The 20,824-nt window shown below is 43.8% G+C and carries 31 protein-coding genes and 1 pseudogene; 28 read left to right on the forward strand and 4 right to left on the reverse strand.

Annotation, left to right across the window (positions count from 1 at the left end; translation table 11 throughout):
* Positions 1 to 84 precede the first annotated feature (84 nt).
* From mltG to A4G17_RS02775, 3 genes are read left to right on the forward strand one after another with little or no spacing between them, the layout of a single operon-like run.
* Positions 85 to 1,116 carry an endolytic transglycosylase MltG gene (gene mltG / locus A4G17_RS02765; RefSeq protein ID WP_123957353.1) on the forward strand — a complete coding sequence of 344 codons (1,032 nt, stop codon included), beginning with the start codon at positions 85 to 87 and terminating at the stop codon, positions 1,114 to 1,116.
* A complete protein-coding gene (gene tmk, locus A4G17_RS02770) occupies positions 1,116 to 1,742 on the forward strand; it encodes a dTMP kinase (protein ID WP_123957352.1) in 627 nt (208 codons plus the stop codon). Before mltG ends, tmk begins: the two co-directional genes overlap by 1 nt.
* A complete protein-coding gene (locus A4G17_RS02775; protein ID WP_123957351.1) occupies positions 1,742 to 2,725 on the forward strand; it encodes a DNA polymerase III subunit delta' in 984 nt (327 codons plus the stop codon). Before tmk ends, A4G17_RS02775 begins: the two co-directional genes overlap by 1 nt.
* Here the strand turns inward: A4G17_RS02775 and A4G17_RS02780 are convergent.
* A pseudogene (locus A4G17_RS02780) lies at positions 2,726 to 4,259 on the reverse strand (YifB family Mg chelatase-like AAA ATPase).
* 198 nt (positions 4,260 to 4,457) lie between these two features.
* Here A4G17_RS02780 and A4G17_RS02785 point away from each other — a divergent pair.
* Entirely contained in the window at positions 4,458 to 5,627 is a 1,170-nt protein-coding gene (locus A4G17_RS02785) for an FAD-dependent oxidoreductase (RefSeq protein WP_123957350.1), read from the forward strand.
* A gap of 49 nt (positions 5,628 to 5,676) precedes the next feature.
* Here A4G17_RS02785 and hutZ read toward each other — a convergent pair whose 3' ends face one another.
* On the reverse strand, positions 5,677 to 6,213 hold the full coding sequence (hutZ, locus tag A4G17_RS02790; protein ID WP_123957349.1) for a heme utilization protein HutZ: 537 nt from the start codon (positions 6,211 to 6,213) through the stop codon (positions 5,677 to 5,679).
* Between the two features lie 9 nt (positions 6,214 to 6,222).
* Positions 6,223 to 6,714, reverse strand: coding sequence for a heme utilization cystosolic carrier protein HutX (gene hutX, locus A4G17_RS02795; RefSeq protein WP_123957348.1), 492 nt, complete (start codon positions 6,712 to 6,714; stop codon positions 6,223 to 6,225).
* 173 nt (positions 6,715 to 6,887) lie between these two features.
* On the opposite strand from hutX, the gene miaA reads away from it, so the two are divergent.
* The 8 genes from miaA (at position 6,888) to rplS (ending at position 12,445) form a co-directional block, all read left to right on the forward strand.
* Positions 6,888 to 7,829, forward strand: a complete 942-nt coding sequence (miaA, locus tag A4G17_RS02800) for a tRNA (adenosine(37)-N6)-dimethylallyltransferase MiaA (RefSeq protein WP_123957347.1) — start codon at positions 6,888 to 6,890, stop codon at positions 7,827 to 7,829.
* A 66-nt stretch (positions 7,830 to 7,895) separates the two neighbouring features.
* Entirely contained in the window at positions 7,896 to 8,174 is a 279-nt protein-coding gene (hfq, locus tag A4G17_RS02805; RefSeq protein WP_123957346.1) for an RNA chaperone Hfq, read from the forward strand.
* Positions 8,175 to 8,235: 61 nt separating this feature from the next.
* Positions 8,236 to 9,561 (forward strand): ribosome rescue GTPase HflX, encoded by a 1,326-nt coding sequence (gene hflX / locus A4G17_RS02810; protein ID WP_123957345.1) that lies wholly within the window; start codon positions 8,236 to 8,238, stop codon positions 9,559 to 9,561.
* A gap of 156 nt (positions 9,562 to 9,717) precedes the next feature.
* The gene (locus tag A4G17_RS02815) at positions 9,718 to 10,305 is read left to right on the forward strand and encodes an FMN-dependent NADH-azoreductase (protein WP_123957344.1); all 588 of its coding nucleotides are present in this window, start codon (positions 9,718 to 9,720) and stop codon (positions 10,303 to 10,305) included.
* 173 nt (positions 10,306 to 10,478) lie between these two features.
* On the forward strand, positions 10,479 to 10,727 hold the full coding sequence (gene rpsP / locus A4G17_RS02820) for a 30S ribosomal protein S16 (protein WP_123957343.1): 249 nt from the start codon (positions 10,479 to 10,481) through the stop codon (positions 10,725 to 10,727).
* A 22-nt stretch (positions 10,728 to 10,749) separates the two neighbouring features.
* Entirely contained in the window at positions 10,750 to 11,277 is a 528-nt protein-coding gene (rimM, locus tag A4G17_RS02825) for a ribosome maturation factor RimM (RefSeq protein WP_123957342.1), read from the forward strand.
* Between the two features lie 42 nt (positions 11,278 to 11,319).
* Positions 11,320 to 12,069: a tRNA (guanosine(37)-N1)-methyltransferase TrmD gene (gene trmD, locus A4G17_RS02830; protein WP_123957341.1), complete on the forward strand. Its 750-nt coding sequence runs from the start codon at positions 11,320 to 11,322 to the stop codon at positions 12,067 to 12,069.
* A gap of 25 nt (positions 12,070 to 12,094) precedes the next feature.
* Positions 12,095 to 12,445 (forward strand): 50S ribosomal protein L19, encoded by a 351-nt coding sequence (rplS, locus tag A4G17_RS02835; RefSeq protein ID WP_123957340.1) that lies wholly within the window; start codon positions 12,095 to 12,097, stop codon positions 12,443 to 12,445.
* A 54-nt stretch (positions 12,446 to 12,499) separates the two neighbouring features.
* Here rplS and A4G17_RS02840 read toward each other — a convergent pair whose 3' ends face one another.
* Positions 12,500 to 13,138, reverse strand: a complete 639-nt coding sequence (locus tag A4G17_RS02840) for a TfoX/Sxy family DNA transformation protein (RefSeq protein ID WP_123957339.1) — start codon at positions 13,136 to 13,138, stop codon at positions 12,500 to 12,502.
* A 462-nt stretch (positions 13,139 to 13,600) separates the two neighbouring features.
* Between A4G17_RS02840 and rpsJ the strand changes: the two genes are divergently transcribed.
* The 16 genes from rpsJ (at position 13,601) to rpsH (ending at position 20,824) form a co-directional block, all read left to right on the forward strand.
* Entirely contained in the window at positions 13,601 to 13,912 is a 312-nt protein-coding gene (gene rpsJ / locus A4G17_RS02845) for a 30S ribosomal protein S10 (protein WP_001181005.1), read from the forward strand.
* 16 nt (positions 13,913 to 13,928) lie between these two features.
* Positions 13,929 to 14,555: a 50S ribosomal protein L3 gene (rplC, locus tag A4G17_RS02850; RefSeq protein WP_123957338.1), complete on the forward strand. Its 627-nt coding sequence runs from the start codon at positions 13,929 to 13,931 to the stop codon at positions 14,553 to 14,555.
* A 15-nt stretch (positions 14,556 to 14,570) separates the two neighbouring features.
* Complete coding sequence (rplD, locus tag A4G17_RS02855; RefSeq protein ID WP_123957337.1) at positions 14,571 to 15,173, forward strand: 50S ribosomal protein L4; 603 nt, start codon at positions 14,571 to 14,573, stop codon at positions 15,171 to 15,173.
* A complete protein-coding gene (gene rplW, locus A4G17_RS02860; protein ID WP_123957336.1) occupies positions 15,170 to 15,475 on the forward strand; it encodes a 50S ribosomal protein L23 in 306 nt (101 codons plus the stop codon). Before rplD ends, rplW begins: the two co-directional genes overlap by 4 nt.
* Before the next feature lie 19 nt (positions 15,476 to 15,494).
* The gene (gene rplB, locus A4G17_RS02865; protein WP_123957335.1) at positions 15,495 to 16,316 is read left to right on the forward strand and encodes a 50S ribosomal protein L2; all 822 of its coding nucleotides are present in this window, start codon (positions 15,495 to 15,497) and stop codon (positions 16,314 to 16,316) included.
* 27 nt (positions 16,317 to 16,343) lie between these two features.
* On the forward strand, positions 16,344 to 16,619 hold the full coding sequence (gene rpsS, locus A4G17_RS02870; RefSeq protein WP_077559287.1) for a 30S ribosomal protein S19: 276 nt from the start codon (positions 16,344 to 16,346) through the stop codon (positions 16,617 to 16,619).
* Positions 16,620 to 16,629: 10 nt separating this feature from the next.
* Entirely contained in the window at positions 16,630 to 16,962 is a 333-nt protein-coding gene (rplV, locus tag A4G17_RS02875) for a 50S ribosomal protein L22 (RefSeq protein ID WP_007526132.1), read from the forward strand.
* A gap of 18 nt (positions 16,963 to 16,980) precedes the next feature.
* Entirely contained in the window at positions 16,981 to 17,685 is a 705-nt protein-coding gene (rpsC, locus tag A4G17_RS02880; protein ID WP_123957334.1) for a 30S ribosomal protein S3, read from the forward strand.
* A 13-nt stretch (positions 17,686 to 17,698) separates the two neighbouring features.
* Positions 17,699 to 18,109: a 50S ribosomal protein L16 gene (rplP, locus tag A4G17_RS02885; RefSeq protein ID WP_123957333.1), complete on the forward strand. Its 411-nt coding sequence runs from the start codon at positions 17,699 to 17,701 to the stop codon at positions 18,107 to 18,109.
* The gene (rpmC, locus tag A4G17_RS02890; RefSeq protein ID WP_005706394.1) at positions 18,109 to 18,300 is read left to right on the forward strand and encodes a 50S ribosomal protein L29; all 192 of its coding nucleotides are present in this window, start codon (positions 18,109 to 18,111) and stop codon (positions 18,298 to 18,300) included. Before rplP ends, rpmC begins: the two co-directional genes overlap by 1 nt.
* Positions 18,300 to 18,557 (forward strand): 30S ribosomal protein S17, encoded by a 258-nt coding sequence (gene rpsQ, locus A4G17_RS02895; protein WP_123957332.1) that lies wholly within the window; start codon positions 18,300 to 18,302, stop codon positions 18,555 to 18,557. The genes rpmC and rpsQ overlap by 1 nt, the downstream gene beginning before the upstream one ends.
* Before the next feature lie 270 nt (positions 18,558 to 18,827).
* A complete protein-coding gene (rplN, locus tag A4G17_RS02900; RefSeq protein WP_005711998.1) occupies positions 18,828 to 19,199 on the forward strand; it encodes a 50S ribosomal protein L14 in 372 nt (123 codons plus the stop codon).
* A 10-nt stretch (positions 19,200 to 19,209) separates the two neighbouring features.
* On the forward strand, positions 19,210 to 19,521 hold the full coding sequence (gene rplX, locus A4G17_RS02905; RefSeq protein WP_123957331.1) for a 50S ribosomal protein L24: 312 nt from the start codon (positions 19,210 to 19,212) through the stop codon (positions 19,519 to 19,521).
* A 17-nt stretch (positions 19,522 to 19,538) separates the two neighbouring features.
* Entirely contained in the window at positions 19,539 to 20,078 is a 540-nt protein-coding gene (gene rplE, locus A4G17_RS02910) for a 50S ribosomal protein L5 (RefSeq protein ID WP_123957330.1), read from the forward strand.
* Positions 20,079 to 20,089: 11 nt separating this feature from the next.
* Positions 20,090 to 20,395, forward strand: coding sequence for a 30S ribosomal protein S14 (gene rpsN / locus A4G17_RS02915; RefSeq protein ID WP_123957329.1), 306 nt, complete (start codon positions 20,090 to 20,092; stop codon positions 20,393 to 20,395).
* A 36-nt stretch (positions 20,396 to 20,431) separates the two neighbouring features.
* Entirely contained in the window at positions 20,432 to 20,824 is a 393-nt protein-coding gene (rpsH, locus tag A4G17_RS02920; protein WP_123957328.1) for a 30S ribosomal protein S8, read from the forward strand.

The following is a 20,824-nucleotide window of genomic DNA, read 5'->3' on the forward strand; positions in this document are numbered from 1 at the left end:
AAAATCTAACCGCTTGTAATGGCTTTTTTGTGCCTATTGTAGTAAGGTTCGCCCGTTTTTATTCATTTAATTTAATCCCAAACAATGCTCAAAAAATTTCTTGTTTTCCTCGGCTTACTCTTGGCGATCGCCCTTGGCGGCGGACTTTTCGCCTACTATAAACTCAACCAATTAGCCCAACAGCCGATTACCCCGACAGATACCCTTTTTGTGCTCGAAAAAGGCACATCGAGCCAAAAGCTGGCCGAACAACTGGCAGCACAGCAGATCATCAGCGATAACGATCGCCCGCTTTTGCCTTATTTGATCCGCTTGAACCCTGAATTAAGCAAATTCAAAGCAGGCGTATATTCACTTAACGGCGTTTCAAACGTAGGTGAGCTGTTAGCCCATTTTAACAACGGCAAAGAAGTGCAGCTCAATTTGCAATTTATCGAAGGCAAAACCTTCAAAACGTGGCGGCAACAGTTAGAAAATGCCCCTTATCTCAATCAAACGCTAGTGGGCAAAAGTGAAGCGGAGATTGCTAAATTACTCAATATTCCACACGAAAAATTAGAAGGCTGGTTCGCCGCCGATACTTATCGCTATGTACCCTATTCGGACGATTTAGCCTTGCTTAAGCGAGCAGCAGAAAAACAGCAGAAAGATTTGATGGCAGCGTGGAAAAATCGGACGGAAAACTTACCCCTTGCTGATCCTTACCAACTGTTGATTTTAGCCTCGATTGTGGAGAAAGAAACGGCGTTAGCGAGCGAACGCCCGCAAGTGGCTTCCGTCTTTATTAACCGCTTGAAAAATAACTGGAAATTACAAACGGATCCAACAGTGATTTACGGAATGGGCGACCGCTACGATGGCAACATTCGTAAAAAGGATCTGCTCGAACCCACACCTTATAACACTTATGTGATTGACGGTTTACCACCGACACCGATTGCGATGCCGAGCAAAGCCTCGCTAATGGCTGCAGCACAACCCGACCGAACACCTTATTTCTATTTTGTGGCGGACGGTTCTGGCGGGCACGCATTCAGTCGTACCTTAGAAGAGCACAACAAGGCAGTGCAAAAATGGATTCACATCGAGAAGAAAAGAAAGAGTGAGAATAGATAATGAACGGAAAATTTATTGTGATTGAAGGCTTGGAGGGGGCGGGTAAAAGCAATGCCGTGCGAGTAGTCAATCAAGTATTGGCGGCACAAGGCATTGACTTTATCAACACCCGCGAACCCGGTGGTACGCCGATTGCCGAAGCCCTGCGAGATTTATGGAAGCAAGGCATTGACGGTGAGCACACCACCGATAAAGCCGAAGTGTTGATGATTTTTGCGGCTCGTACACAGCTAGTGGAAACCGTGATCCAACCCGCTCTTGCCCAAGGCAAATGGGTGGTGGGCGACCGCCATAATATGTCAAGCCAAGCCTACCAAGGAGGCGGACGCAATTTGGCAGCGTTGGTGGATAACATTGGCAACGCCATTTTGGGCGATTTTGAGCCAGATTTTACGCTTTATCTCGATCTCGATCCCGCAATTGGACTAGCTCGAGCCAAAGGGCGCGGGGCGTTAGATCGCATCGAGCAGCAACATATCGATTTTTTCTACCGCACCCGCCAGCGTTATTTGGCACTAACCCAAAACAACCCAAAAGCTGTGATTATCAACGCCGAACAGTCGATTGAGCAAGTCTCGGCGGATATTCAACAAGCGGTTGAAAACTTCATAAAAATGGCGAAATAATGAACATTTACCCTTGGCATGCAGATATTTACCAAAAAATCACCGCTTCTTTTGCAAAGGGGCGGGGTCATCACGCCTTGTTGTTTAAGAGCGATGTTGGTTTAGGCACAGAAAACGCCATGCGGGCGTTGGCAGCGTGGCTGTTTTGCCAAACACCAAATGGCGAAGAGCCTTGTGGACAGTGCAAAAGTTGTTTGCTCTGGCAAAGCGGCAATCACCCTGATTTTCACTTACTTGAATCAATTGACGGTAAAGATATTGGTATCGACCAAATCCGTGAAGTAACCACTAAACTGCAGCAGTTCGCTCAACAAGGCGGTAATGCGGTGGTGTCTATTCAACAAGCGGATCGACTGACGGAATCGGCGGCGAATGCGTTGCTCAAGACGTTGGAAGAGCCGCACCAAAATGTCTATTTTCTGCTCCAAGCCCCGTTACAAGCAGCGATGCTAGCCACCATTCAGAGTCGCTGCCAAACGTGGCTGATGAACGCTCCTGAATCCGCCGATGCGTTGAGCTGGTTACAACATGCCGTGCCAATCGCCACACCAGAGGAGATCGAAACCGCATTACGTTTGTGCCATAATCGTCCGCTGAGTTGCAAAACTTTCTTAGAAACTGACCGCTTGCCAGCCCGCAAGGCCTTCTTGCAAACCTTCTGGAAATTCTACAAAAGCCGCGATGTGTGGCTGCTGCTTTCCGCCTTTGATACGGAAAGTGAGATAGCACAAATGCAACTGGAATGGCTCGGCTCTTTTTTCAGCGATGCACTAAAAGCCAAAATGGATATTGCGATCGGCTGGGCGAACCCAGATTTACAAGCGGGAATTTTGCCATTTAGCCAAGCATTATCTTCAACAGCACTACTCAATGGGCATCAAATCATCCAACAAACCCAACGTGATCTACGGGAAGTGAATGCCGTCAATCAAGAACTCATGCTAGCCGAGTGCATCACAAAATTGGCGGGACTTTTGGAATAACTAGCGTTCTCCCTGTAACCGTTGCAGCAGTCGATCCATTGCTCGATAGCCTAGGGCTTCGGCAAGATGGGGCTGTTGGATTGTTGGCTCGTTAGCAAGATCGGCAATGGTGCGGGACACCTTCAAAATACGGTGATACGCACGCACCGATAGTCCAAGTTTCAGTAAGGCACTTTCTAAAAAAGCGGCATCTTGCGAGCTAAGTTGGCAATCTTGCTCAATTTCACGGGTGGTCAGCTGCGAGTTGATTTTCCCCCGCCTTGCGAATTGCAAATCTCTCGCCAAAAGCACCCGCTTGCGAACCTGCTCGGTGGTTTCTCCCCGATGTTCTGTTTTATTTTGCAATGCCCCTTGTGGTAACAGCGGCACTTCAATCGATAAATCAAAGCGATCTAAAAACGGTCCTGATAAGCGGTTGAGATACCGTATCACTTGCTGCGGCGACGTGCGGTTATGTGTGCCTTGATAATGCCCTGTTGGGCTTGGGTTCATCGCCGCAATTAGCTGAAATCGAGCAGGAAATTGCACCTTGGCATTGGCACGAGAAATGATGATTTCACCCGATTCCAATGGCTGTCGCAACGCATCTAGCACCTTACGTTCAAATTCGGGTAGTTCGTCTAAAAAAAGTACACCATTGTGAGCCAAACTAATTTCGCCTGGGTTTTGGGATCGATCCTCCTCCTACTAAAGCCACCATTGATGCACTGTGATGAGGGGCTCGGAAGGGGCGTTGTTTCCAGTTCTGAAAATTCAATTCATTCTGTACAAGGCTAGTGACAGACGCTGTTTCAATCGCCTCACTATCATTCATTTCTGGTAGCAAATCCGCCAAGCGGCTGGCGAGCATCGTCTTGCCCGTACCAGGCGGGCCGAGAAACAGCAGGTTGTGCTGACCCGCTGCAGCAATGGTCAAGGCTCGTTTGGCGTGTTGCTGCCCGATAATGTCGGTTAAATCCCGTCTTACAAGCGGTTGGTTTTGCTCGTTTTTTTGCGAAAGTTGCTGGGCGATTGACAGTTGGTCCCGCTGATTCAGAAAATTCACCACCTGCAACAGCGAACTGGCACAGTAAGTTTGTGTGCTTGAAACTAATGCCGCTTCGTTGGCATTCTGTCGTGGCAAAATCAGCTCACGACGGTCTTTTTCCGCCGAAAGCACCGCTGGAATCGCTCCATGTACGCCCCGTAGCAATCCTGTTAGCGAGAGTTCGCCGAGAAATTCAAATTGGCGTAATTTATCTGAATCGATTTGTCCTGATGCGGCTAAGATCCCGATGGCAATTGGCAGGTCGAATCGTCCGCCTTCTTTAGGGAGATCTGCTGGGGCAAGATTGATGGTAATGCGGCGTGCAGGGTAGTCAAAATTGGCGTTGAGCAAAGCACTTCGCACCCGATCTTGGGCTTCTTTCACGCTTTTCTCGGGCAAACCGACCAAGCACAACCCTGGGCTGCCCGTACTGATATGCACTTCAATCGTAACCAGCGGCGCTTCAACGCCAATGGAGGCTCGACTGTAAATAATCGCGAGAGACATCGTTATTCCTTCTATTTTGGGCGATAAAATTCAAATGGCTTAACCATTCATTAGCTAATTTAAGTCATTCACTCAAATTTACATTGAGTAAAAGTGATTTTTTCGATCGGTGTCGCAAAAATTTTGCAAAAATCAAGGCAGAAGTGACCGCTTGTAGTAGAATTCAGCATAATTTTTTATCGAAAAATCGGTGGGAAAATGGAACAACAAGAGGTAATCGTCATCGGCGGCGGTATGGTCGGGGCAGCTGCAGCGTTGGGCTTGGCGAAAATGGGGCTGAAAGTGGCGTTAATTGAGAAAAATCCGTTGCCGACTTTCACCGCTAGCGAGCCTTATGATGTGCGGATTTCTGCGATTAGTGCGGCATCAGTCGCCTTGTTGGAACAGCTCGGGGCGTGGCAGACAATTGAAGAAATGCGGGTTTGTGCCTACGACGGCTTGGAAACGTGGGAAATCGACGGCTTTAATACCGTCTTTCATGCCAGTGAGCTTGGTTTGGATCGGCTTGGTTTTATGGTGGAAAACAATGTGATCCAAATCGGTTTATGGCAAGCGTTACAGACATATCCAAACTGCACTCAAGCGGTGGGTTTCTCGCAAATTTTTGCTCATCGTGAAAATGATATTTGGACGGTAACACTCGATAATGGCCGTCAATTTTCCGCCCCGATTTTGCTTGCGTGTGATGGGGCGAATTCGCAGGTAAGAGGTTGGGCAGGCATCGGGCTGACGAGCTGGCAATATCGCCAACATTGCTTGCTGGCAGTGGTGAAAACCCAGTTGCCGCCGCAAAGTGTGACGTGGCAGCAATTTTTTCCGAGTGGCCCAAGGGCGTTTTTGCCACTGCAAGGTGATAATGGCTGTGTGGTTTGGTACGATTCCCCGCAACGCATCACCGAGCTGAAATCGCTCTCGAAAGCGAAATTGTCCGCCGAAATCAACGCTCATTTCCCTGAGCGGCTAGGGCAAGTGGAAGTGGTTGATTTTGGCAGTTTTCCACTCACTCGCCAACACGCCCAAAGCTATGTGCGACAAGGTGTCGTACTGGTTGGCGATGCGGCTCATACGATCAATCCATTGGCAGGGCAAGGCGTCAATTTAGGCTTTAAAGATGTGAAAGTGCTGTTGGAGGTCATCGCCCAAGCGATCGAAAAAGGTGAAGATGTGACTAATGAAGCCGTACTTAAACGCTACGAGAAACGACGAAAACCAGATAACTTGCTGATGCAAACGGGGATGGATGTATTCTATAAAACCTTCAAAACGGAACTACTGCCTGTCAAAATGGTACGCAACCTTGCACTTATCGCCGCCCAACGAGCCACGCCACTTAAAAAACGGGCGTTAAAATATGCGTTGGGGTTGTGAGTAGGCATAAAAAATGGGGCATTTTGATTTGCCCCATCTTCCCTCTCTCTTATTTATCTTCCTGATGCCCTTCTTCTTGGTGGCCTTCGTCTAGGTGAACGAAGCTGACCAATTCGTCAGGCGTTACTTGGAATGCTTTGCCGAAGCCTTTGACAAATAAGCCTTGCTCTGGCTTGAAGCAGAACAGTTTAAAGTCTTCCAATTTTGCGAGGTTGGCAACGATTTCACCGTGGCGAGCTTGCAGTGCGGCAACACCGTTTTCCCACTCTGCACTGTGGCGTTCGACCACACGGGCAGTTGCGTCAAAGGTTAAGCGGCGGCGAGCGTAAATTTCGCGGCTTTTGCTTTCATCTTCAAGTAACATCAGTGATACTTTGGGTACTTCGAGTAAGTTGCGAGCGTGGCGGGCGATGGTTGAAATCAGCACTTGGTATTCGCCATTGTTGACCACAAACGGTGCATAGCTCACGTTCGGACTGCCGTCTTTATCTAGAGTGGCTAATACAATGGTTTTGCACTGCTGTTTGAACTCTTGAATTTCAGGGCCTAAACGATTTTGTAATACTTCTTGACGGTTGCTAGACATAGTTTCTCCTTAACTAAATGCGTTAAATTGTGCCACTTGCTCTGGGAAAAGTTGGCGTTGTTCATCACGACCGAGATAGACTTTGAAAATCGTTTGTCCGCTGTGAGCAATAAACGCAATGTTGTAGCTCTCTTTACCGCGGAATGGCAGGCTGACAAAGGCGATTTTGGCGATGTTATCCAGTTTCAAATGCCCGTGGATCGCTCCTTCATCCCCTTTCATATTCAAATTGTAATAACCCCGTCCGATCATCCCACTTGGGAAGTTATCTTTAATCTCAAAAATGCTGCCTTCTTTTTCGATGATAGTGGTGAAAATGCCCCACTTACTAATAACGGTCAAAATTTCTTCCGCACGGCTGCCCGCGAACACCCGCACAAACTCCGTAGGCAGAGCACATAATACCTCGCCTTCAGGGCATTGTAATTTTTCGGCAATTTCAAGGGTGATGATATTCGGATTTTCTGCCAATAATTTGGCCACTTGTTGGTGAAGGGGCATTGTCTATTCCTGTGCTATTGATAATTGCTCTCAATTATAAAAGGTTTCTCTTTGATTGCAAAGCAGCACAGACGATTTCTCACAAGCGGTCAGATGCTCGGGATTTTTTGCAAGTGGGCAAATTTGCAAAATTTCGGTAGAATCTTACCGCTTGTTATTTGTTAGAGATTGAAATGCAAAAAACCACTGCGATTTTTTTGATGGGCCCAACGGCATCGGGCAAAACGGATTTGGCGATAAAACTACGGCAAACCTTGCCAGTGGAGGTGATTAGTGTCGATTCTGCTTTGATTTATAAGGGAATGGATATTGGTACCGCAAAACCGAGTGCTGCCGAGCAAGCCCTTGCTCCGCACCGTTTGATTGATATTTTGGACCCAGCAGAAAGTTATTCGGTCGCCAATTTTCGTGAAGATGCGTTGCGGGAGATGGCAGACATCACCGCTCAAGGTAAAATTCCGCTGTTAGTGGGCGGAACAATGCTCTATTACAAAAGTTTGTTGGATGGGCTTTCACCGTTACCGGCTGCAGTACCCGAAATTCGAGCGGAGATTGAAGCCAAAGCAACCCAATTTGGCTGGGCGACGTTGCATCAAGAACTCACCCAAATCGACCCCATTTCTGCGGCTCGAATCAACCCAAACGACAGCCAGCGGATCAACCGAGCGTTAGAAGTGTTTTACATTTCGGGCAAAACGATGACGGAACTCACCGAGAAGCAAGGCGAAGGCATTCCTTACGACATCGTGCAATTCGCCATCGCCCCGCAAGATCGGGCTGTGCTGCACCAGCGAATCGAACAGCGTTTTGAAAAAATGATTGCCCTTGGCTTTGAGCAGGAAGTTAAGCGGTTGTTTGAACGGGGAGATTTGCATCGTGAATTACCGTCTATTCGCTGCGTAGGTTATCGGCAAATGTGGGAGTATTTGGCGGGAGAAATCAGTTTAGATGAAGCGATCTACAAAGGGATCTGTGCCACCCGCCAACTTGCCAAACGCCAGATCACTTGGCTACGTGGTTGGAGCAGTGAGATCGAATGGCTTGATAGCTTAGCTCCTGACGCAGCTTATCACAAAATGATCGAAAAATTGGCACAAAAACACAACAATCTCTAGCATTCTGTGATAATATCGCCAAGCCTTTGGCAAACTGAAAATATAACTACTAAAAGGGACAACAAAATGGCAAAAGGTCAATCTTTACAAGACCCATACTTAAATGCGTTACGTCGTGAACGTATTCCCGTTTCAATCTATTTAGTAAACGGCATTAAACTGCAAGGACAAATTGAGTCGTTCGACCAATTCGTGATTTTATTGAAAAACACCGTGAGCCAAATGGTTTACAAGCATGCGATTTCAACCATCGTACCGGCACGTGCCATTTCTCACAACAATAACAACCACGCAAATCAGGCAGCAGCTGCTCCTGCAACCGACGTGGCGGAAAAAGCGGAATAATCCTATTTATACCCCAGAAAGTTTAGCACCAAACGCATCTTCGGCTGCGTTTGGTTTTGCTTTGCAAAAAAATGCCGAAAACTCACCGCTTGTTGCAGCAGAAGCTCTCCCCGAACGAGCAATTTTGGTGCATCTCTATCTTTCCCAGGTCAAAGACACTGAGAATCTACTTGAATTTCAAACCCTTGCAGAATCTGCTGGCGTAGAAATAGCCGCCGTGCTGACCACCAGTCGTTCATCGCCGCATATCAAATACTATGTTGGGCAAGGCAAAGCCCAAGAAATTGCCGATGCAGTCAAACAATTCGATGCTGATGTGGTATTGGTCAATCACCAACTCAGCCCCGCTCAAACTCGCAATTTACAGTCGTTATGTGACTGCCGAGTGGTCGATCGGACTGGCTTGATTTTGGATATTTTCGCTCAGCGAGCGAGATCCCACGAAGGCAAATTACAGGTGGAACTGGCACAGCTTCGCCATTTATCGACCCGCTTGGTTCGCCGTTTGGGCAATCAAGATCAGCAAAAAGGTGGTGCAGTAGGCTTGCGTGGGCCGGGTGAAACCCAGCTAGAAACCGATCGCCGTTTAATCAAAGTTCGTATTCAGCAGCTGCAAAATCGGTTGGAAAAGGTCAGCAAACAACGCAATCAGAACCGAAAAACGCGCCAAAAAGCCGATATTCCGACAGTTTCGCTGGTGGGTTACACCAATGCAGGCAAATCGACCCTATTTAATGCGATCACCAATGCAGGGGTATATGCCGCCGACCAGCTGTTTGCAACGCTTGACCCGACTTTACGTCGCATTGATGTGCAAGATGTTGGCACCACCATTTTGGCGGACACGGTTGGTTTTATCCGCTTTCTACCACACGATTTGGTTTCTGCTTTCAAATCCACCTTGCAAGAAACCACCGAGGCTACCTTGCTACTGCATGTGATCGATGCTGCAGACGATCGCAAGAACGAAAATATTGATGCAGTCAATCAAGTGCTGGATGAAATCGGGGCGTTGGACATTCCAACCCTATTGGTCTTCAACAAAGCGGATAAATTAGAGGGCATCGAACCGCATATTGAATACAATGATGAGAGCAAACCCGTGGCGGTTTATCTCTCTGCTCAACGTCAGCAGGGCATCGACTTGCTGTTCACCGCAATGCAAGCTTGCCTGAAAAATGAACTGGTGAGCGAAACGGTACTGCTACCCATCACTGCCGGGCAACTCTACACCCAATTCCGCCAACACAACTGTATCAAAAGTGAAGCTTTCAACGACTTCGGCGACCGCTTGCTAACGATTGAAGTTGATAAAGTACAATGGCACAAATGGCTTAAACAATTCCCCGAGCTTGCAGAGTATGTTGAGTTTGCTGAATGGGCATAGCGTGAAATTTGCAAAATTCGGCAAGAAAGTGACCGCTTGTCATGATGATTATTTAATTTGAGTAAATTCTCTTTTTATTTATTTGCTATTTATTTACTCGTTATTTATGAATAAAATGCACTTCCACTGTTAACCATTATTTTATTAAGGTATCACATGAAAAATGTTTTAGTTTTAAAATCAAGTATTCTTGACACTCATTCACAATCAAACGCATTGAGCGATTATTTCGTTGAAAAATTATCGGCTTCAGTAAAAACGCGTGATTTAGTCGCTCAACCATTACCGTATTTTACAGGTAATGCCGCAGCGGCAACTCGTGGTGAGCCACAAACAGATGAGCAAAAAGCATTGTTGGCGTTATCAGATGAATTAGTTGCTGAATTAAAAGCCACAGATGTAGTTGTGATCAATGCACCAATGTATAACTTTAACGTACCAGCACAACTAAAAAGTTACTTTGACTTTATTGCACGTGCAGGCGTGACTTTCCAATATACTTCTGAGGGTCCAGAAGGCTTAGTTAAAGGTAAAAAAGCCATCGTTATTTTAACGACTGGTGGTATTCATAAGGATGGCCCGACTGATTTAGTAAAATCTTATATTCAAGTCTTTTTAGGTTTTATTGGTATTACTGATGTTGAGTTCGTGTACGCCGAAGCATTAGCCTATGGTCCAGAAGCCTTAGAAAAAGCACAGGCAAGTGCGAAAGCTGAATTAGATCGTTTAGCACAATCATTATAATATCAGCCCATCACACAGAAAGATAAGAAAACAAGGGACTTAGTGTCCCTTGTTTTTTTGCAAAAAATCAGTATAATCCGACCGCTTGTTTTCTCTCTTTTTTGAGTAAACAAATGTCGTACCCTCACCTCGAACGAGGGTTTTCTTTTTACTATCATTATTTAAGGAACGTTATGGTAACCATTCGTTTAACTCGTGGCGGAGCTAAAAAACGCCCATTCTATCAAATCGTGGTAGCGGATAGCCGTTCACCGCGTGACGGTCGTTTCATCGAGCGTATCGGTTTCTTCAACCCAATCGCAGCGGGCAACGCTGAGCGTTTACGCTTAGACGTGGCTAAAGTTGATGAGTGGCTAGCTAAAGGTGCATCACTTTCTGATCGTGTTGCCGTTTTAGTGAAAGAAGCTCGTAAAGCAGCTTAATTTTATTTTGATGTAGGTGAATATGAGCGAACAAAAAATTGAAGTTGTCGGAAAATTAGGTTCAACCTATGGTATCCGTGGCTGGTTGCGTCTTTATTCATCCACAGAACAAGCAGAAAGCATTTTCAACTATCAGCCATGGTTCTTAAAAGTGAAAGGACAATGGCAACAAGTTGAACTCGAAAGCTGGCGTTATCACAACAACGATTTGATTGTGAAATTAACTGGCACAGACGACCGTGAAGCGGCACAGCTTTTAACCAACGCTGAAATTGGCGTGGATTTGGCCGTGTTTCCTGAATTGGAAGAAGGCGACTACTATTGGCACGATTTAATCGGCTGCCAAGTAGTGAACCTAGAAGGCTATGCAATGGGTGTCGTCACTGAGTTAATGGAAACAGGTTCAAACGATGTGTTAGTGGTGAGAGCTAACAGCAAAGATGCTTTCGGTAAACAAGAGCGGTTAGTTCCGTTCTTATATGAACAAGTAGTTAAAAGAGTAGATCTCACCACCAAAACTATTACGGTGGAGTGGGACGCTGGTTTCTAACCTCAGGTATGCAGTTAGCTTTTAAGTCGTAGCAGGTCGGAAATGTGGATTGGAATTATCTCGCTATTCCCCGAAATGTTTAAAGCAATCACTGAATATGGGGTAACTGGTAGAGCTGTAAAACACAATTTATTGCAAGTGGAATGTTGGAATCCGCGTGATTTCACTTTCGATAAACATAAAACCGTGGACGAACGCCCTTACGGTGGCGGGCCAGGAATGTTGATGATGGTGCAGCCGTTGCGAGATGCAATTCGTGCCGCAAAACAGACCGCTTGTGCAGATGGTAGTCAGGTAAAAGTAATTTACCTGTCACCGCAAGGACGTAAGCTCGATCAAACAGGCGTACAAGAGCTGGCTGAAAATCAAAAATTGATTTTAGTCTGTGGACGTTACGAAGGGATCGACGAACGATTGATTCAAACTGAAATTGATGAGGAATGGTCAATCGGGGATTATGTGCTTACAGGGGGAGAATTGCCTGCAATGACGCTAATTGATGCCGTTGCTCGCTTTGTCCCAGGTGTGCTTGGCAAACAGGCTTCTGCTTTGGAAGATTCTTTTGCCGAAGGGTTATTAGATTGCCCGCACTACACCCGCCCTGAAGTGTTAGACGGGATGCCAGTGCCTGATGTGCTGATGTCGGGACACCACGAACAAATTCGCAAATGGCGATTAGAGCAATCGTTAAAACGAACGTGGGAACGACGCCCTGAGCTATTGGATAGCCTAGCTCTGACTGACGAACAACGGGTGTTGTTGAAAAAAATCAAACAACACAAAATCAGTTAATTCTAGGATTTAGAAGGTTTACAAAATGAGTAACATCATCAAACAAATCGAACAAGAACAGTTAAAACAAAACGTACCAGGCTTCCGTCCAGGTGACACATTAGAAGTTAAGGTATGGGTAGTAGAAGGTAGTAAAAGACGTTTGCAAGCGTTCGAAGGCGTGGTTATTGCAATTCGTAACCGTGGCTTGCACTCAGCATTTACCTTACGTAAAGTATCAAATGGCGTAGGCGTTGAGCGTGTATTCCAAACTCACTCACCAGTAGTAGAAAGCATCTCGGTGAAACGTAAAGGTGCGGTTCGCAAAGCGAAACTTTATTACTTACGCGAGCGTTCAGGCAAATCTGCGCGTATCAAAGAGCGTTTGGGTGCATAATCGTAAGTTTGCATTAAACAATAAAGCCTTGGAGGAAACTCCAAGGCTTCTTTTTTAGTTTTTAAACCGTTTCCGTAAGCCCGCCGCATAAAGTGCATTGTCAGCATCAGAAAGTAATTGCGATTTTGTTTTGTCTGTGATGGTATAAATAAATTGATGGGTGATAGCGCCATGTAGTTTTAACAACGTATTTTCACTTGCATCCATTCCCATCTTCACTAACTCAACAAAAGCATTAATTTCACCTTTCTCAATTAATTGCTCAATCGAGTAAATATTAATTTTGTTCAAGTATTTTTCTAAGCGGAAGGTCATATTCGGAAGACTTCTTAGCTGATGCTTTTTTGTATAGTACAAGTTACGCTTATTTAGTCTTACTTCAGCAAGGCTATTTGTAAACCAGATAGAATATTGTGTGAGATTGCTGAGAATTGGGGATGGAAGTAAAAAATATTTTTCTGAATGGGTGATGTTGCTATCTGAAAGGCTTTCTAGATTATGAGTATTGATAGCAGTATCGATATCCAGATCTGAAAATCTCAGATAAAATTTACCATCTTTATACAGACCTATCATAAGATTATCTTTGAAAATGCCATTATAGGCATAAAAATAATTTTTTACTTTTGTATTGCCAATAACAGAAAAGAGTAGTTCTCTAAGGTGTTGTGTTGTTAAATGAGTTTCGGTCATTATGGGTTTCCTCCGGTGTGCTATTAGAAGACTTATAATTAGATGAGCATTAAGCTCGTAAAGATGATTACTTAGTTAAATCGACTTTGCAATCGTTTAAATGTAATTTTTTTGTGATATTTGTCGAAAAAATGGAAGAAATTTGTTTGTTTGAGCGAATTTTGATCAATTTTGGTGTTTTAGTGATTTACTCACTGTAGAGGTTAAGAGCGCAATTTGGATTGTTTTGCAGATAGATGTTGATTTTGTCGGTAAGAATGTGTATAATCGCAAAGCTTTACTATCATAGATAAGTAAGTCGCTTGGTGTAATCATTTATCAGGTGGTATTACCGATAGGGTAATACATAAAATGTTTCCGATTTGGAAACTATAACAAGGTATGACTGTGCCCCCTTAATGTAATTTATTGAGTGGCGGTTCGGTTTTTTTATTAGCTAAATTTTAATGGAGCTCTGGTCTAATGCAGAACCAAAGAATCCGTATCCGCTTAAAAGCTTTTGATCATCGTTTGATTGATCAATCTACTGCGGAGATCGTAGAAACAGCTAAACGTACAGGTGCACAAGTTCGTGGTCCAATTCCTTTACCAACACGTAAAGAGCGTTTTACTGTATTGATTTCACCACACGTAAACAAAGATGCACGTGACCAATATGAAATCCGTACCCACAAACGTTTAGTTGATATTGTTGAGCCAACAGAAAAAACTGTTGATGCATTAATGCGTTTAGATTTGGCTGCCGGCGTTGACGTGCAGATCAGCCTAGGTTAATTAAGAGGTTATTACAATGATTGGTTTAGTCGGTCGTAAAGTTGGTATGACCCGTATCTTCACTGAAGATGGCGTGTCAGTCCCAGTTACCGTAATCGAAATCGAAGCCAACCGTGTGACTCAAGTTAAAACTCTTGAAAACGATGGCTATACTGCAGTTCAAGTTACTACTGGCTCTAAAAAAGCAAGTCGTGTAACTAAGCCTGAAGCAGGTCATTTCGTTAAAGCAGGTGTTGAAGCTGGTCGCGGTTTATGGGAATTTCGTACTGAAGGTGAAGAATTCACTTTAGGTCAAGAAATTAATGTTGACATCTTCACTGATGTTAAAAAAGTTGATGTTACTGGTACTTCTAAAGGTAAAGGTTTCCAAGGTGGTGTTAAACGCTGGAATTTCCGTACTCAAGATGCTACTCACGGTAACTCTTTATCACATCGTGTACTTGGTTCTATTGGTCAAAACCAAACACCAGGTCGTGTGTTTAAAGGTAAAAAAATGGCCGGACACTTAGGTGCTGAGCGTGTAACTGTTCAATCACTTGAAGTTGTTCGTGTAGATGCTGAACGTAAATTATTATTAGTTAAGGGTTCTGTACCTGGTGCAACTAATAGTGATGTTATCGTAAAACCAGCAGTTAAAGCATAAGTCTAGGAGATAGAGATGGAATTACAAGTTGTAGGTGCTAACGCACTAGCTGTTTCTGAAACTACCTTCGGACGTGAGTTTAACGAAGCGTTGATCCACCAAGTAGTTGTTGCTTATGCAGCAGGGGCTCGTCAAGGATCTCGTGCACAAAAAACTCGTGCAGAAGTGTCTGGTTCAGGTAAAAAACCTTGGCGTCAAAAAGGTACTGGCCGTGCTCGTTCAGGTGATATTAAGTCACCAATCTGGCGTTCAGGTGGTGTAACTTTTGCAGCAAAACCACAAGATCACAGCCAGAAAGTGAACAAGAAAATGTACCGTGGTGCAATTAAGAGCATTCTTTCTGAGCTTGTTCGTCAAGATCGTTTAGTTGTTGTTGATAAATTCGAAATCGATGCACCAAAAACGAAAGTTTTAGTACAAAAATTAAAAGATATGGCATTAACTGATGCTCTTATCATCACTGCAAGCTTAGATGAAAACCTATTCTTAGCAGCACGTAACCTTTACAAAGTAGATGTCCGTGATGTTCAAGGTATCGATCCAGTAAGTTTAATCGCTTTTGATAAAGTGGTTATGACTGTTGATGCAGTGAAACAAATTGAGGAGATGTTAGCATGATTCAACAAGAACGTTTGCTAAAAGTGCTTAAGGCACCTCATATCTCTGAGAAAGCAACAAATAACGCAGAAAAAGGTAACACAATCGTTTTCAAAGTCGCTTTGGATTCAAACAAAGCAGAAATTGCTAAAGCGGTTGAGCAACTTTTCGAAGTGAAAGTAGATTCTGTTCGTACTGTGGTTGTTAAAGGTAAAACTAAACGTCACGGTGCTAAATCAGGTCGTCGTAGCGACTGGAAAAAAGCTTACGTTACTCTTCAAGAAGGTCAATCACTTGACTTCGTTGAAGGTGCGGCAGAGTAATTTGGAGGAATAGAAAACTATGGCTATCGTTAAATGTAAGCCGACCTCCGCTGGTCGTCGTCACGTAGTTAAAATTGTTAACGCAGAATTACATAAGGGTAAACCTTATGCTCCGTTATTAGACTCTAAGTCTAAAACTGGTGGTCGTAACAATTTAGGTCGTATTACCACTCGCCACATCGGTGGTGGTCACAAACAACACTACCGTCTAATTGACTTCAAACGTAACAAATTAGACATCCCAGCTGTTGTTGAGCGTTTAGAGTACGATCCAAACCGTTCTGCGAACATTGCATTAGTACTTTATAAAGATGGTGAACGTCGCTACATCTTGGCACCAAAAGGTTTATCTGTTGGTGATCAAATCCAAGCGGGTGCTTCATCTCCAATTAAAGTGGGTAATTCATTACCAATGCGTAATATCCCAGTAGGTTCTACCATTCACAACGTTGAATTAAAACCGGGTAAGGGTGGTCAAATCGCTCGATCTGCTGGTGCATATGTACAAATTATTGCCCGCGAAGGTAACTATGTAACTTTGCGTCTTCGTTCAGGCGAAATGCGTAAAGTATTAGCTGAGTGTTCTGCAACCATCGGTGAAGTAGGTAACTCAGAGCATATGCTTCGTGTTCTTGGTAAAGCAGGTGCAAACCGTTGGAGAGGTATCCGTCCAACTGTTCGTGGTACTGCAATGAACCCAGTTGACCACCCACACGGTGGTGGTGAAGGCCGAAACTTCGGTAAACACCCAGTTACTCCTTGGGGCGTTCAAACCAAAGGTAAGAAAACTCGTCACAACAAACGTACTGATAAATTCATCGTACGTCGTCGTGGCAAATAATTTTATTCACTAATATAGAGGTAAGCCATGCCACGTTCTCTCAAGAAAGGTCCTTTCCTTGACCTACACTTGTTGAAGAAGGTAGAGAAGGCGGTGGAAAGCGGGGATAAAAAACCAATCAAAACTTGGTCCCGTCGTTCAATGATCATTCCATCAATGATCGGATTGACCATCGCAGTCCATAATGGTCGTCAGCATGTTCCAGTTTATGTTTCTGATGAAATGATCGGTCATAAATTAGGTGAATTTGCACCGACTCGTACATACCGCGGTCACGCCGCAGATAAGAAAGCTAAAAGATAAGAGGTAAAAGATGGAAACTATTGCAAAACATCGTTACGCTCGTACATCTGCTCAAAAAGCTCGCTTAGTTGCTGATTTAATCCGTGGTAAGAAAGTTTCTGTAGCACTAGAAATTTTAACTTTCACTAACAAAAAAGCAGCAGCTTTAGTGAAGAAAGTTTTAGAATCTGCTATTGCAAACGCAGAGCATAATGACGGTGCAGATGTCGATGATCTTAAAGTTGCAAAGATTTTCGTTGATGAAGGTCCAAGCATGAAACGTGTAATGCCACGTGCTAAAGGTCGTGCAGATCGTATTTTAAAACGTACAAGCCACATCACTGTGGTTGTGTCAGATCGTTAATCAGTAGGAGAATAACAAATGGGTCAAAAAGTACATCCACATGGTATTCGCCTTGGCATTGTTAAGCCTTGGAGCTCTACTTGGTTCGCGAATACAAAAGATTTCGCTGACAACTTAGACGGCGATTTCAAAGTACGTCAATTTTTAAACAAAGAGTTAGCGAACGCTTCAGTTTCACGTATCACTATTGAGCGTCCAGCAAAAAGCATTCGTGTAACTATTCACACAGCTCGTCCAGGTATCGTTATCGGTAAAAAAGGCGAAGATGTTGAAAAATTAAGAAACGCCGTTTCTAAAATTGCTGGCGTACCAGCACAAATCAACATTGCTGAAGTGAAAAAACCAGAGCTTGATGCAAAATTAGTTGCTGACAGCATCGCATCTCAACTTGAGCGTCGTGTGATGTTCCGTCGTGCGATGAAAAAAGCAGTACAAAACGCAATGCGTTTAGGTGCTAAAGGTATCAAAGTTGAAGTTAGCGGTCGTTTAGGTGGTGCAGAAATCGCACGTTCAGAATGGTATCGTGAAGGTCGTGTACCTCTACATACACTTCGTGCGGACATCGATTATAACACTGCAGAAGCTCACACAACATACGGTGTAATCGGTATTAAAGTGTGGATCTTCAAAGGTGAAATTCTTGGTGGTATGGCTGCAGTGATTGAATCTGAGAAAGAACCAGCGGCACAGCCTAAAAAGCCTGCACGCAAAGGTCGTAAATAAGGAGAATCACTGAATGTTACAACCAAAACGTACAAAATTCCGTAAAGTTCACAAAGGTCGTAACCGCGGTATTGCTGGCGGTACAGAAGTGAGCTTCGGTTCATTCGGTTTAAAAGCGATTGGTCGTGGCCGTTTAACTGCTCGTCAAATTGAAGCCGCTCGTCGTGCGATGACTCGTGCAGTTAAACGTCAAGGTAAAATCTGGATCCGCGTATTCCCAGATAAACCAATCACTGAAAAACCATTAGAAGTCCGTATGGGTAAAGGTAAAGGTAACGTTGAGTACTGGGTAGCCTTAATCCAACCGGGTAAAGTTCTCTATGAAATGGATGGTGTATCAGAAGAAGTAGCACGCAATGCATTCGCATTAGCGGCAGCTAAACTTCCGTTCAAAACCACATTTGTAACTAAGACGGTGATGTAATGAAAGCTCAAGAACTACGTAACAAAAATGTTGAAGAGCTGAATGCTGAGTTAGTGAACCTTTTAGGTGAGCAATTCAAATTGCGTATGCAAGCAGCCACCGGTCAGCTTCAACAAACCCATCAGTTAAAACAAGTGCGTCGTAGCATTGCACAAGTAAAAACTGTATTAACCGAGAAGGCGGGTGAGTAATGACTGATAAAATTCGTACAGTACAAGGTAAAGTAGTTAGCGACAAAATGGACAAATCATTTGTGATCGCTATCGAACGCACAGTTAAACACCCAATCTATGGTAAGTTTATCCGTCGTACTACCAAACTTCACGTACACGATGAAAACAACGAAGCTAAATTAGGCGATGTAGTTGAAGTTAAAGAGTGTCGTCCACTCTCTAAAACGAAATCTCATACTTTAGTTCGTGTTGTTGAAAAAGCTGTAGTAGCTTAATCAACACTGGTAAAATGAAAAAACCCTAGCTGCATGCTAGGGTTTTTGTTTTGCAAAAAATGCTTCAGAATTGACCGCTTGTATCCCTTCCAATCCTATATTGTCAATGCTACAAGCGGGTATTTGCTTCAAAAGTTTTGCGAATCTTTGAAACTGCTTAAAATTCAGTTGATCTTGAGTGTTTAGTTGAGATATAATCCGCAACCTATTTGCATTGGGTAAATAGATTCGTCCCGAAAGGGTGTTTTTTTATTTTAACGGAGCACTAATATGATCCAAGAACAGACTATGCTAGATGTTGCTGACAACTCAGGAGCTCGTAGCGTAATGTGTATCAAGGTTCTAGGTGGATCGCACCGTCGTTATGCTGCTATTGGCGACATCATCAAAGTTACTGTAAAAGAAGCAATTCCACGCGGTAAAGTTAAAAAAGGTGATGTGTTAAAGGCAGTTGTTGTGCGCACCAAGAAGGGTGTTCGTCGCCCAGATGGCGCGGTTATTCGTTTCGATGGCAACGCTTGTGTAATTTTAAATAATAACACTGAGCAACCAATCGGTACTCGTATTTTTGGACCGGTGACTCGTGAACTTCGTTCTGAGAAGTTTATGAAAATCATCTCTTTAGCTCCAGAAGTACTGTAAGGAGAATGTAATGGCTGCAAAAATCCGTCAAAACGATGAAGTAATTGTACTTACCGGTAAAGATAAAGGTAAGCGTGGTAAGGTAACTAAAGTGTTACCAAACGGTAAGGTCTTTGTTGAAGGCGTAAATATTGTAACTAAACATGAAAAACCAGTTCCAGCTTTAGGTAAAGCGGGTGGTTTAATCAAGAAAGAAGCTGCAATTGATGCTTCTAATGTTGCAATTTTCAACCCTGAAACTAACAAAGCTGACCGTGTAGGATTTAGATTCGAAGAGGGCAAAAAAGTGCGTTTCTTCAAATCTAACGAGAAAACAATTTAATTAACTGGAGTAATGCGATGGCGAAACTGCATGATTACTACAGAGATACAGTAGTTAATGAATTAAAAGCAAAATTCAACTACTCATCTGTCATGCAAGTCCCACGAATCGAAAAGATAACCCTGAATATGGGTGTGGGTGAAGCATTGACCGATAAGAAATTGTTAGATAATGCAGTAGCAGATCTAGCAGCAATTAGCGGTCAGAAACCTTTAATTACAAAAGCTCGCAAATCTGTTGCTGGCTTTAAAATCCGTCAGGGATATCCAATCGGATGTAAAGTAACCCTACGTGGCGAACGTATGTGGGAGTTCTTTGAAAGATTGATTACTATCGCTGTTCCACGTACTCGTGACTTCCGCGGTTTAAATGCGAAGTCTTTCGATGGTCGTGGTAATTACAGTATGGGTGTTCGTGAACAAATCATTTTCCCAGAAATCGACTATGATAAAGTAGATCGTGTTCGTGGTTTAGATATTACTATCACCACTTCTGCGAAAACTGATGAAGAAGGTCAAGCTTTATTAGCGGCTTTCAATTTCCCATTCCGTAAATAAGGTAGGTTATCGTGGCAAAACAATCAATGATTGCACGTGACGTAAAACGTGCGAAATTAGCTGATAAATTTTACGCGAAGCGTGAAGAATTAAAACGCATCATCTCTGATGTTAATTCTTCAGACGAAGATCGTTGGGATGCAGTGTTAAAATTACAAACACTTCCACGCGATTCAAGTCCAAGCCGTCAGCGTAACCGTTGCCGTCAAACTGGTCGTCCACATGGTGTACTTCGTAAGTTTGGCTTAAGCCGTATTAAGGTTCGTGAAGCTGCAATGCGTGGCGAAATTCCAGGCCTTAAGAAAGCTAGCTGGTAATAACCTCTTTTAATTTGGAATCATGGGAGTAAATACATGAGCATGCAAGATCCAATCGCAGATATGCTGACCCGTATTCGTAACGGTCAAGCTGCGAATAAAGTTGCAATCAGTATGCCTTCATCTAAGTTAAAAGTTGCTATTGCAAATGTTTTAGCTGAAGAAGGTTATGTTGAAAGCTTCAAAGTTGTTGAGGGTGTAAAACCTGAATTGGAAATCACTTTAAAATATTTCCAAAATAAACCAGTTGTAGAAAGTATCCAACGTGTAAGCCGTCCAGGTCTTCGTATTTATAAACGTAAAGACGAATTACCAAAAGTAATGGGTGGTTTAGGTATCGCAGTTGTTTCTACATCTAAAGGTGTTATGACCGACCGTGCAGCGCGTCAAGCGGGCTTAGGCGGCGAAATTATCTGTTACGTAGCATAA

This window comes from Frederiksenia canicola (assembly GCF_011455495.1).
Taxonomy (GTDB): Bacteria; Pseudomonadota; Gammaproteobacteria; order Enterobacterales; family Pasteurellaceae; genus Frederiksenia; species Frederiksenia canicola.